This window comes from Desulfovulcanus ferrireducens (genome assembly GCF_018704065.1).
Classification (GTDB): Bacteria; Desulfobacterota; Desulfovibrionia; order Desulfovibrionales; family Desulfonatronovibrionaceae; genus Desulfovulcanus; species Desulfovulcanus ferrireducens.
Genome location: NZ_JAGUQP010000012.1, coordinates 41,208 through 53,243, shown reverse-complemented (window position 1 = coordinate 53,243; position 12,036 = coordinate 41,208). Strand labels below are relative to the sequence as shown.

Annotated in this window: 10 protein-coding genes; 1 reads left to right on the top strand and 9 read right to left on the bottom strand. The window is 43.0% G+C overall.

Annotation, left to right across the window (positions count from 1 at the left end; all coding sequences use genetic code 11):
• Positions 1-3: 3 nt before the first annotated feature.
• The 7 genes from KFV02_RS05770 to glgP all read right to left on the bottom strand — a co-directional run bounded on the left by KFV02_RS05770 (position 4) and on the right by glgP (position 7,749).
• The gene (locus tag KFV02_RS05770) at positions 4-954 is read right to left on the bottom strand and encodes a sulfite exporter TauE/SafE family protein (RefSeq protein ID WP_252380587.1); all 951 of its coding nucleotides are present in this window, start codon (positions 952-954) and stop codon (positions 4-6) included.
• Between the two features lies 1 nt (position 955).
• Complete coding sequence (gene elyC, locus KFV02_RS05765; RefSeq protein WP_252380586.1) at positions 956-1,705, bottom strand: envelope biogenesis factor ElyC; 750 nt, start codon at positions 1,703-1,705, stop codon at positions 956-958.
• Between the two features lie 140 nt (positions 1,706-1,845).
• Positions 1,846-2,910 (bottom strand): chorismate synthase, encoded by a 1,065-nt coding sequence (gene aroC / locus KFV02_RS05760; RefSeq protein ID WP_252380585.1) that lies wholly within the window; start codon positions 2,908-2,910, stop codon positions 1,846-1,848.
• A 9-nt stretch (positions 2,911-2,919) separates the two neighbouring features.
• A complete protein-coding gene (gene aroL / locus KFV02_RS05755; RefSeq protein ID WP_252380584.1) occupies positions 2,920-3,438 on the bottom strand; it encodes a shikimate kinase AroL in 519 nt (172 codons plus the stop codon).
• Between the two features lie 58 nt (positions 3,439-3,496).
• Entirely contained in the window at positions 3,497-4,123 is a 627-nt protein-coding gene (locus tag KFV02_RS05750) for a TrmH family RNA methyltransferase (protein WP_289510096.1), read from the bottom strand.
• A gap of 173 nt (positions 4,124-4,296) precedes the next feature.
• A complete protein-coding gene (locus KFV02_RS05745; RefSeq protein WP_252380583.1) occupies positions 4,297-5,046 on the bottom strand; it encodes a TlyA family RNA methyltransferase in 750 nt (249 codons plus the stop codon).
• A 138-nt stretch (positions 5,047-5,184) separates the two neighbouring features.
• On the bottom strand, positions 5,185-7,749 hold the full coding sequence (glgP, locus tag KFV02_RS05740) for an alpha-glucan family phosphorylase (protein ID WP_252380582.1): 2,565 nt from the start codon (positions 7,747-7,749) through the stop codon (positions 5,185-5,187).
• 151 nt (positions 7,750-7,900) lie between these two features.
• On the opposite strand from glgP, the gene dut reads away from it, so the two are divergent.
• Positions 7,901-8,368, top strand: a complete 468-nt coding sequence (gene dut / locus KFV02_RS05735) for a dUTP diphosphatase (protein WP_252380581.1) — start codon at positions 7,901-7,903, stop codon at positions 8,366-8,368.
• Between the two features lie 746 nt (positions 8,369-9,114).
• On the opposite strand, the gene KFV02_RS05730 is transcribed toward dut, so the two are convergent.
• Together KFV02_RS05730 and KFV02_RS05725 are read right to left on the bottom strand one after the other, a co-directional pair.
• Positions 9,115-10,506, bottom strand: a complete 1,392-nt coding sequence (locus tag KFV02_RS05730) for a sigma-54-dependent transcriptional regulator (RefSeq protein WP_289510095.1) — start codon at positions 10,504-10,506, stop codon at positions 9,115-9,117.
• A 60-nt stretch (positions 10,507-10,566) separates the two neighbouring features.
• Complete coding sequence (locus KFV02_RS05725; RefSeq protein ID WP_252380580.1) at positions 10,567-11,964, bottom strand: HAMP domain-containing sensor histidine kinase; 1,398 nt, start codon at positions 11,962-11,964, stop codon at positions 10,567-10,569.
• Positions 11,965-12,036 lie beyond the last annotated feature (72 nt).

The following is a 12,036-nucleotide window of genomic DNA, read 5'->3' as shown; positions in this document are numbered from 1 at the left end:
AGTTTAAGTTCCCAGCGTCCTCAAAAATCCCCAGACATATTTCAGGGCTGTAAAGAAAATTATTACGCTGAGCATAGCTTTGATCCAACTGGCTGGAACATACTTCTGGCAACGAGCTCCCAAGTACATCCCAACCATGCCACCAAGGCCAAACAAAAGCCCCAAAAGCCAGTCTGGAGAAACTGCTTGGTGAGGATAAAAAGGGGCAATAGCCTGATAAAAAATCACCCCTGCAATGGAGGTGACAAAAGTACCCATCAGGGATGCCCCGGCGATGGTATAAACAGGTAGGCGAAAAAATGAAACAAAAAACGGGGCAACTATAGAGCCACCGCCAATACCATAGACTCCTCCGATAATACCCACAGCAAAACTCAAACTAAAAATGCCTAAAGTTGAAAACTCAAATTTTTGTCCGTAAAATTCATAGCAGATTTTATTCAAAGAAAATTTTTGTACTTTAACAATGGGCAAGTCCCTTCCCAGGTTTCTTTTTTTCTGCCTGAATTCCCTAACCAACTGCTCAAACTTTTGTTCGCTGCTCTTTTTCATCCCGTCCCCGGTCCTGAGCAACTCTTTAATCATCTTAACCCCGATATAGAGAAGCACCAGCCCGACAAAAAACTTAAAACTTTTGGGATCTGGCAGATATACTACCCGGACAATGGCTCCGATAAACACACCGGGCAAGGTTCCCAGCACAACCACCCAGGCCAGGGGCCAAACCATCCGCCCTTCTTGAAGGTAGCGATAGACCCCAGGAGGTATGGCCACAATGTTAAAAAGCTGATTAGTCGCGCTCACTGCCGGCGAAGTAAAGCCAAGAAAACTCATCTGAAAGGGAAGAAGAAGGAAAGCACCGGAGACACCCCCCATAGAGGTAAAAAAGGATATGATTGAGGCCACCAAGGGCGGCAGCCAGATTGGAGTTTGTACCCCGGAAGAGAAAAGCATATCAGATCTGTCCTCTAAGTCTGGCCCAGGCCATACCTAAATACTCATAAAAAACTCGTTCCATCTTTTCCAGGCCATCACTACTGGGGAAATAGTCCCAGAGGTTATATCTTTTCTTCTCCTTGGCTAAATAATCTGTTGGAGAAGGAATGGGGTTTAGGCCCTGGGCCTGAAATAAAAGCATGGACCGATGCATATGTGAAGCAGAGGTAACCAGGACAAATGATTTGTTTTGAAGCATGTTTTTTAACAACCTGGCCTCGTCTTTGGTGTCTTTAGACTCTATTTCTAAAATGATGTCCTGTTCTTTCAAACCCAAGATCCTGGCCACCCGGGCCATAACCAAAGCATTGGACTGGGGGTCGTTTAACCTGCCTCCGGAGAATATAATTTTTGCCTTGGGGAGTTTGTTTTTTAAACGCAGGGCTTCCACCACCCTGGCCAATGCTGAACGGCCAATCTGAGAGTTAGGCGGCAGAGCAGGGTCAGAATCATGACCTCCCCCCAGAACAACTATGAATTCCACACCCTCAGGAACTTCCTGTAACGGACGATATTTATGCTCCAAAGGGCTAAGAAGCTTGTCAGCTACAGGTCCTACACTCATTGCCGTAAGTAAACTTAAGCCCACAAAAATAAATATCTTGCCGGCTCGCTTTTTATTGAATAGCAGGCACAATAGGCCCAGGCCCAAAATTTCCACACATAAAGGAAGGGGAAATAACAGACGGGAAACTATCTTCTTAAACAAAAAAATCATCTTGCCCCAATAAACTTTTCCATTGACTTAAAAATTATTCTCTCGCTGCTATTCGTCTGCTGCGTTCGCTAAAATTTGTTATCTCCCGCACGCCTTGTGTTAATGACATAGAATACTTAGCCACACGCTAACTATCCACTCACCCACCTACGCCTTGCTTCATGTAAAAGAAGCATGTCAGCCAGAGTCATGAGAACCATAGCTTTAAGTACCGGAACAATACGGGGAATGGCGCAAATATCGTGACGACCTCCAATATTGATCTCTACAGGCTGATTATCCTTATTGATGGTTTGCTGTGGCTTGGCAATAGAAGGAATAGGTTTTACTGCTGCCCGGCAAATAATGGGCTGGCCAGAAGAAATGCCCGCCAATATCCCCCCGCTGTTATTGCTTGCGAAACCATCAGGGGTAATAGGGTCATTATTTTCACTGCCCAGAAGTCTTGGGGCCTGAAACCCTTGTCCGATCTCAACCCCTTTTACAGCCCCAACACTCATCAAAGCGTAGGCCAGCCGTGCATCCAATTTATCAAACACAGGCTCGCCCAACCCCACTGGGACCCCCGTGGCCATTATCTCTACAATTCCGCCCAATGTATCACCGTCTGCACGAACTTCCTTGACCCTTTGCTCCCACCTGGGGACCACGTTTTTGTCAGCACTAAAAAATGGTAAAGTCTCTGCAGCCCGGATATCTTTTATCTCTACAGAAATACCTCCCAATTCTACAGTATAGGCAAAAACATGGATTCCCCTGGTACGCAATACTTCCTGAGCAATAGCTCCGCCTACCACTCGGGATACTGTCTCTCGTCCTGAAGACCTGCCTCCACCCCGATAATCTCTGATTCCAAATTTTTGCGTATAAGTATAATCGCCATGGCCTGGCCTGAATACATCTTTTATCTTGCTGTAGTCCCTGGACCTTTGGTCTTCGTTAGCAATATAAAAACCAATGGCCGTCCCCGTGGTTTTCCCTTCAAAAACACCAGAGAGCAGCCTGACCCGATCCTTTTCTTTTCTGGTCGTAGAAGAAATCCCCTGACCGGGCTTTCTTTTATCCAGCTCCTTTTGAATTATTTCCTCAGACAAAGGGATCCCTGCAGGACAACCCTGGACTACTCCACCCAGGCCCGGACCATGAGATTCCCCAAACGTAGTCAAAGTAAAAAAGCGACCGAACGTATCACCCATTTTCGCCTCTTAGCCTTTTAGTTGTTTTACACACGTCTCCACAAGTTCAGAAATATTCAGGCTGGCATCTAGAACCAGCTTGGCACATTGCCGATAAAGCGGCTCTCTTTCTCTTAAAACTTCCTCTATCTCCTGTTCCAGAGAGAGGTCAGTTAAAGCCGGGCGCAAATTGCTATCATTATCCTTTCTCAGTCTTTGCGCCAGAAGCTCCACCTGACCATGTAAATAAAATACATACCTGGAACTCTTTAAAATCTCCCTGTTGGCCGGGCGTAAGACTATCCCTCCGCCAGTAGAAACCACCTGCGGTCCACGACTACTTATCTCCTTAAACGATCGTTCCTCTATATCTCGAAAATAGTCCCATCCCTTCTCAGCCACTATCTCCGAAATATTTTGGCCCATCTTATCTTGAATATAAATATCAGTATCCACAAAAGGTAAATCAAGCCGATGAGCCAGGGCTTGGCCTAATGTGGTCTTCCCGCATGCCCTTGGCCCGATCAGATAAATATTTTCCTTATTCATCCCTTGTTACCTTCAATCTTTTCCCCATCTTCTTAACTTCTCATTTTCCCAACTTCCGTCACTTCATGGCCCATTGCTCAAACAACTCTTTAAGTTCTTCTTCAGAAAAAGACGGCTGGCCATACATTCCCTTGGCCTGTCTCTGTCTCCAGGCCTCGTACAAGATTATGGCTGCAGCCACAGAAACATTCAAACTTTGCACCATGCCCTGCATGGGGATATAAAGTTCATTAGGTACAAGAGCAAGCAACTCTTCATCCATGCCTCTATGCTCGTTGCCAAGAATAACGGCTGTGGGTTTTGTAAAATCCCATTCGGTCAAGGGAACAGCCCGCTCACTAAAACCGGTGCCCACCAGTTTAAATCCCTGTTCTTTGAGCTCGGTAACCATTTTCTCTGCTTGTCTGTGCCTTATACAATCCACCCATTTCTTGGCTGAAGCCGAAGACTTTTTCCCCAGACAAGGGAAGGCCTCCTGAGAATAATAAAGGTGGACCTTCTGCACTCCAAAGGCATCACAACTGCGTAAAATCGCTGAGACATTATGCGGATCATGGACATTATTAATAATCAGGGTCAAATCTTTCTGCCGTCTGGCCAGCACCTGACTGATTCTATTGAGTCTCTTTTCTGTTCTTGGCTTCTGGATTCTGGTTTCTGGATTCGTAAGACAAACTTTATGCATATCTTACCCTCTTCTATTAAGTAAAAGCTCAATTTAAATCGCGGCCCAAAGCTTTTAATCGTGAGTCATGACTGAAACTAACTGCCACCCAAAGAAAAGCTTTCAGCTCCGAGCTTCAGCTTTATTGAGTTGTTTTACCTAACCTCCAACATCTAATGTTTAACATCCACACACTATACTTTTGCTTTAAAATAAACCAAATATTCTTGATTCCCTTTTGGGCCCTTGATCATGGCCGGAACAGAGCCCAAGAATTCAAGGCCAAGCTCATTTTGTGCAAAATGAACCAGACCATTCAAAACTTCATTTATCTTTTCCTGAGATTTGACAACACCTTTAACGGTCTGTCCCCGGCCCACCTCAAACTGAGGCTTAACCAGGGCAATAACCTCGCCTCCTGGAGCCAGAAACTTCAGACTCGCAGGCAAAGTCAGGCGTAAGGAAATAAAGGAACAATCCAGAACAATCAAATGTACCGGCTCTGGAAGCAAATCTGCCGGGGCATACCGAATATTTATCTTTTCCAAGTTGATCACCCGCGGGTCTTGCCGCAGCTTCCAGTGCAACTGACCATGCCCTACATCCAGAGCGTAAACTTTCTGTGCGCCCATCTGGAGCAAACAATCAGTAAACCCCCCGGTTGACGCGCCTACATCCAGACAGATTTTACCGTCAACCTCCACCTTAAAATGCTCTATGGCTGTTAACAGCTTATAGCCTCCTCGGCTGACAAATCGATCCTGTTCTTTGAGTCTTAAACGAACTCCAGGATCAACGCTCTGGCCAGGCTTGGCAACAAGCACCTGCCGGCCATCCTTTTCCATAAAAACCTGGCCAGCCATAATCAGTCGCTTGGCTTTTTCTCTGGATTCAGCCAAGCCCTGTTCATATAATAAAATATCTGCCCTGATCTTCTTTTTCACACTCACGACTTTGATTTTGATAAAGCTAAGAGGTTATGAGGCTGGGAAGCCAGGATGATTGGTAGTTGAAAAGAAGCTATGTATTGTGCCTGCCTTTACTTCTTTTCTTCTCAACTTCCTAACTTCCTCTTTCACGCGTCACTGTGCCCAATGAATCAGGCCCAGGCAATGGGGGTCTAAAAGAAGTGGATGAGAAGGAAGGACCCTGACTGTAAAGCCAAATCTGCCGGTATTATCAGGTGTTATGTACCCTTCATAGAGAATCCAGCCATCACCGGTCTGACTCTTGGACTGCATGGTTTCTGTTTTGCGATCAGTGAAATTGCCTTCCACATCCACTGCCCCGGCATAAATCTCCATCCTGACATCCTCTGGGCGCAAGCCATTGATAAAGAGTTCCGCCTCGACCCGGACCCTATCGTCGGCAAAAATTTCGTCAAAGCTTTGAGAGCGCACATTCCTGATTTTCACATCACTCCACTTGGTCATTAACTCCATTCTCCAGGCAGCCAGATCTTTGGCCGGGGCAAAACCGTTACGAGAAAGTGCCAAATAATTTTTATAAGCTGGCAAATAAGCAAACCGCGCATAGTCTTCCACCATGCGATGAGCATTATACATTGGAGCCAAAAGCTTAAGTCCATTTTTCATCTTCTTGATCCACTCACGAGGCAAATTACCATGGCCTCGATTGTAAAAAAGAGGAATAATTTCTTTTTCTAAAATATTATATAAGATCTGACTTTCTACAAAGTCCTGATAGTCGCTGTCTTCATATTCTTCTCCGCTACCAATGGCCCAGCCCACACTGTTACCGGGCTGGTAAGCCTCGGCCCACCATCCATCCAGTGTACTAAAATGAAGCACTCCATTGGCCACTGCTTTCATTCCACTTGTTCCACAGGCTTCCAGAGGTCGCCGTGGGGTATTCAACCATACATCGCACCCCTGGAGCATGTACCGGGCAATCTCTAAATCATAGTCTTCCAAAAAAACAACACTAAAGCGACAGTCCACTCTCTGACAGAGTTGAACAATTTGCTGAATAATCTTCTTGCCTTCCTCATCTTTGGGATGGGCCTTGCCGGCAAAAATAAACTGGACCGGATGTTTTGTATCCTGGATAATATTCAAAAACCGTTGCACATCCCTTAAAATAAGATTGGCCCTTTTATACGCAGCAAACCTGCGGGCAAAACCAATAGTCAAAGCTGCAGGGTCAAGGACGTCTTCTGCCAGTTCCAGCTCATACCTGCGCCCTCCCCTGGCCAGAATCTGCTCTCTCAAACGATAACGGACAAAATCTACCAGCCTTTCCCTTAATCGCTCATGGGTCCGCCATAGCTCTGCGTCAGGGATTGCTTCAGACTGTTGCCAGACCCGCTCACAATCAGGATCCTCACGCCAGTTTGAGCCCAAGTAGCGGTCATACAGGTAAGAAATATCCGGAGCCACCCAAGAAGGAATATGCACTCCATTGGTAATGGACCCAATAGGGACATCATCTACAGGATACTGGGGCCAGACTTTCTTCCACATATTTCTGGACACTTGACCGTGTAACTTGCTCACCCCATTGTTGAAACGAGACAGGCGAAGAGCCAGAACAGTCATGCAAAAAGACTCCTGATCATCGTGCTGATCTTCACGACCCAGGGCCAGAAAAACTTTAAACGCCAGACCTAATTCCTGAGCATAATCTTCAAAATATTTTTGCATCAGGTCGGGGGGGAAGCGATCATTTCCAGCCGGAACAGGAGTATGCGTGGTAAATATACTACTTGAGGCTACAAGTTCCTGGGCAGATTCAAAAGACAAACCAAAATCATGCATAAAGACCCTGATCCGCTCCAGAACGGCAAAAGCTGAGTGTCCTTCATTCATATGGATGACCCTCGGGGCCAGGCCCAAAGCCTTTAAGGCCCTGACCCCGCCAATGCCCAAAACAATCTCCTGCTTTAAACGCATTTCAAGATCACCGCCGTAAAGCTGGCTGGTAATTTTCCTGTCGAGAGGATCATTTTCAGGCACATTGGTGTCCAGAAGATACAGGTTTACCCGTCCAACATCCGCACGCCAAATCCGGGCATTGACCACACGTCCGGCTAACTGCACTTGAACGTTCAATGGGTGTCCTTGTTCATTTTTTTCCAGAACAAGAGGCATCTGCTCAAAGTCATTTATGGGATATTTTTCCTGCTGCCAGCTATCGTGGGTCAAGTATTGCCTGAAGTAGCCCTGTTGGTAACAAAGCCCCACTCCCACCAGGGGCAAATTCAAATCACTGGCTGACTTTAAATGATCGCCAGCTAAAACACCAAGTCCGCCTGAGTAAATAGGTAAACAAAGGGCAAGTCCGTATTCCGCACTAAAATAAGCAATCACGGGATATTCAGGATCAAAGAACTTCGATAATCCCTTGTCTGAACTGTGTCTATATTCAGCCAGACTGTTTTTAATATGCCTAAGTCTTTCTAAAAAGAAAACGTCTTTGGCGAGGGTTTCCAGTTTCTCCTGCTCCAGATGATTTAAAAACCAGACAGGATTCTGCTGACTTCTTCTCCACAAACCGTAATCTATCTGACTGAAAAGCTCAGCTATTTCATGCTTCCAGGTAAACCAGAAGTTATAAGCCAAATCCCATAAAGGCATTAATTCTTCCGGCAGTCTTGGAATTACACTATAGACTTTTAAAGGGCGCATAGCCTTCTCCTTATCTTTTATAATCTCTTGCCAGCCATTACAAGGCCACGTCAAGCTCTGGCACGCTCTTGCTAAAAATTACAATAAAAATTATCTAAAACTTACGTATTACGAGTATTCAAAAAAAACAACTTAAAAAGGTAAAAAAACAATGACCAAAAATTGCAAAATTGATGTTAAAGTCAAATTTTTGAGTGAACTTTGCTCCAGTGAAAACTTCCGCTATGCCACCCCTTATTCTGCCGGAATTGATCTGCGGGCCTGTATCGACCAGGCTCAAATTATTCTTGAGCCTGGGGACAGATATGCTTTTCCCACTGGCATAGCCATTGAAATCACCCAGCCTGGCATTGCTGGTTTTGTTTTTTCCAGAAGTGGTCTAGGCACAAAGGAAGGGCTGGTTGTTAGCCAGGGAGTCGGGGTTATTGACCCGGATTATCGTGGAGAAATAATTGTCTCTCTTCTCAATACCTCGCCGGAACTAAGAGTCGTGTCCAGGGGCCAGCGCATAGCTCAATTGGTGTTTATGCCTGTTTATACGGCAAATATTGTTCCCGTAAACAATCTAACTCCTACCCAGAGAGGCGCTGGGGGATTTGGGCACACCGGCAAAATATAATAACTCAACTTCTGACATGATTAACACCTTAAAATTACTACACAATTGAAGAGAGCATTTTCTGAAATGCATTACAAACGGCTTGGGTAACACATCTTGGCGAAGATTGCGGAAGTGCTGTGCATAGGGAGGTTATTCCATCGAACTTTCGAAACCCATCATAACAACAGAAAAGGCATTAAGTAATATTCTATTGACTAACCCCATTATGCACAGCCCGCAAGCAAGCCTTAGATGTGTCCAAGTCTTTGTTAGCATTGAAGAAAATGCGCTCGCAAATTAACTAAGAAAGTTGAGTATAATAAATTATGCATAGCCCCCTGGGGGAGCTTTCTTCTGATTTGCTGATTGCACGAACACGTCATTATTCGGACAATTCAAGAGCTGGACTGCACAGAGTTTGTAAAGGGTGGACGAATGAAATTGTCCATACGTTTATCGTGGCTTTTCAAGAATTCATATGGACGGGGCTTGTCCCCTGAAGGTGGTTAAATAGTTCACGGACTCAGGGTACTTTTCAAAACCTAAATTAGGCGTTTTTTAATCGAGTTTTACATTAAACGTATTGGAATAAAAGTAGATTTTGAGCCAGCGATTTTCACTCAATGGGTGAGGTTGCCACGGACAGCTTCGCTGCCCTCGCAATGACAGGATGAACGCTAAGCCATTGCGAGGAGCGTTGGGCTTGATGCAATCTCAAACTTTAAACTGCAAAAAAAACGCACAATTTAGGCAAAGATTACATCTTAAAGTCCATATTTTTTCATCTTCCTCCACAATGTAGTCCTTGGAAGACCCAAAATTGCGGAGGTCATTTGACGATCATAGCCTGTAAGTTCAAGCACCCTGGCTATATGCCGCTTTTCCATCTCCTCCAAGGAAATCAGAGAATTGGCATCCACGCTTTCAAAAGAAAAATGCTGGATATCAGCAGGCAAATGTTCCGGCATTATTACATCCGTATCACTTAAAGCAATTGCGCGCTGGATTATATTTTCAAGTTCCCTCACATTACCGGGAAAATCATAATTCATTAAAATGGTAAGCGCATCCGGAGAAATTGAAGCCACGTTTTTAGAAAACTGTCTATTATATTTATCTATGAAATGCGCGATCAGTAAAGGAATATCGTCTTTCCTGTCGGTCAATCTAGGCAAAGATATTGTGACCACATTTAATCTGAAAAATAAATCTTCCCTAAAGCTCCCTTCCTGTACCATTTTTCTCAAGTCCCGATTAGTCGCCGCAATAATTCTAATATCCAGTTCAATAGGTTTTACAGAACCCAGACGCAAAATACGCTTTTCCTCTATAACATGCAAAAGTTTCACCTGCATTGAAAGCGGCATCTCGCCTATTTCGTCCAAAAAAACAGTACCCTTGTCAGCAGCTTCTAACAAACCGGTTTTTGCGCCTACAGCGCCTGTAAATGCCCCCTTTTCATGTCCAAAAAGCTCATTGGCAATCAATTCCTCAGAAAAAGCGCCGCAATTAAACGAAACAAATTTTTTGTGCCTACGGTCACTTAAGCCATGAATAGCCTGCGCAACCATTCTTTTGCCAGTGCCTGTATCTCCCTGCAATAATACAGTACAATTTAAAGGCGCAACCTTCTTTATTGTAGCCAGAAGATTCTGCATGTCTGCGCAACAGGCTATAAAGCCGTCCCAAACATTATCTTTCTTAAGCGATTCTTGAAGCAATTTACTATTTTTACGCAGAATTACCTGCTCCTTAATAGAAGATACTGTCAATAGAATATCGTTCAGACGAACAGGTTTACATAAGTAATTAACTGCTCCTTCTTTCATTGCACGGACAGCAGAATCAACACTACCATATCCTGTAATTATAACTATATTTGTTTCGGGGCTTACGCGCCTCAAATAATCAAAAATCTTAAGACCATTTATATCAGGTAAATTCAAATCCAGAAAAACTAAATCAAATATCTTGGAAGATGTAGCGTGTAAAAAATCCTTTCCTGTTAAGAATGTATCAATGGAATATGATTTTTTTAATAAGAAATTACGTATCCTCTTACAAAAAATTACCTCGTCATCGACGAGTGCGACATTAAAAGGTGTATTTTTACTATTCAGGAAAGGCAAATCAAAATCCTCCTGGATAACAGGCAAAAATACCTGCTGTAATTTAAGTAGCGGATCCTCAGAAGAAAATATAGGAGGAAAAATAAATTAATCAGACTCTGGCGACAAGTCTGCGGCTGGCAAAAAAACCGTGAAAGTTGTGCCCTTGCCTTGTTCGCTCTGAACTTCTATGTAGCCGCCATGCTTTTTTACAATTCCATACACGATAGACAACCCCAGTCCAGTCCCGATGCCAACAGGCTTTGTCGTATAAAAAGGGTCAAAAATACGTTCCATCACATCCTGCGGGATCCCCACTCCTGTGTCTGCGACTTGGACACTAACAAAGCCCTTGGCATCGGGAGAAACAACTACAGTTAAAGAGCCACCTTCAGGCATAGCCTGGATAGCATTAAGAAATAAATTAACAAAAACCTGCTTCAAGCTATCCGAATTTCCATTAATTTTAGGTATGTTTTCAGGTATATGCTTTTTAAGCTTAATATTTGAAAGCGTCAATTGATTCTGTACAAGCCTGATAGTAACATCAATTATGTCAGCCAAATCTATTAATTCAAATGCTTGCGATTTTTTTCTTCGTGAAAACTCAAGTAAATTTTTCACTACAGAACTAGCCCGATCCACTTCTCCCAACACCTCGTTAAGCATTTCTATACATTCTTCTTTATTTAGCTCATCGAACTCTTCAAGAAGCGATTCAACTATCAAAGAAATATTATTCAATGGATTATTCAATTCATGCGCAATTCCAGAAGTTAGAGTCCCAACAGCTGCCAATTTTCTTTCTTTAAGTAATTGCTCTTGCCTTAACTCCAACTCTTTTATCATACGGTTAAATGCCTCAACAATTAAAGCAAAAGAGTGATTTCTAACAGGAATATAAGAAAAATTTCCTTGAGCAATTTTTTTAGTTGCCCTCTGTATAAACGCCATTTGCTTTAAAATAATAAAAGTTAAAACAATCAAAAGGACGATTAAAATCAAACCAAACAAAAATACAACGAGTGTAGGGATAATTAAAATTTTATTCAATCTGCGGTTGATATAGCTTTTGCTGACATCTAAAAAATTTTGAGCAATCATCACCATATTTTTACCATAACGCCTTATTTCATTAAATCGAAACTCTTTGCGCTCTCTGGCCAAATTGATCAAACGCTCATACTGAGTTATATCCCTATGAAAAGCTTTGACTTTTTCGTCATCAGCCAGTTCCAGATTAGACGCAATTAGATTGATTTTGTCCTTAATCTTTTTTAAATAATCTAAAACTTCCTGTATATCCTTAGAGTCAATTCTATAAACAAAATTTTTTTCATATCTACGTAACTCCAAAACGTCTTCCATAAAATCATGGGCGACTTCAAGAGTGTTTAACTCTCTTTTAAAAATATTAATATTATGGATATAGCTAACTAAATGTAATGACAAAAATATAACTGCCAAAACAGTAAAAATAATAATCTTATTTCTTAATGATTCCATTATATCTTATCACTATTATCGTATGAAATTAAAAAATATAATCCTATTAGCAGCCAGATAATGAATGTTAAA

Bases quoted from the DNA above. Each gene is read 5' to 3' on its own strand.
- KFV02_RS05770 (WP_252380587.1), bottom strand. From the start codon at position 954: ATGCTTTTCTCTTCCGGGGTACAAACTCCAATCTGGCTGCCGCCCTTG.
- aroC (WP_252380585.1), bottom strand. From the start codon at position 2,910: ATGGGTGATACGTTCGGTCGCTTTTTTACTTTGACTACGTTTGGGGAA.
- aroL (WP_252380584.1), bottom strand. From the start codon at position 3,438: ATGAATAAGGAAAATATTTATCTGATCGGGCCAAGGGCATGCGGGAAG.
- KFV02_RS05750 (WP_289510096.1), bottom strand. From the start codon at position 4,123: ATGCATAAAGTTTGTCTTACGAATCCAGAAACCAGAATCCAGAAGCCA.
- glgP (WP_252380582.1), bottom strand. From the start codon at position 7,749: ATGCGCCCTTTAAAAGTCTATAGTGTAATTCCAAGACTGCCGGAAGAA.
- dut (WP_252380581.1), top strand. From the start codon at position 7,901: ATGACCAAAAATTGCAAAATTGATGTTAAAGTCAAATTTTTGAGTGAA.
- KFV02_RS05725 (WP_252380580.1), bottom strand. From the start codon at position 11,964: ATGGAATCATTAAGAAATAAGATTATTATTTTTACTGTTTTGGCAGTT.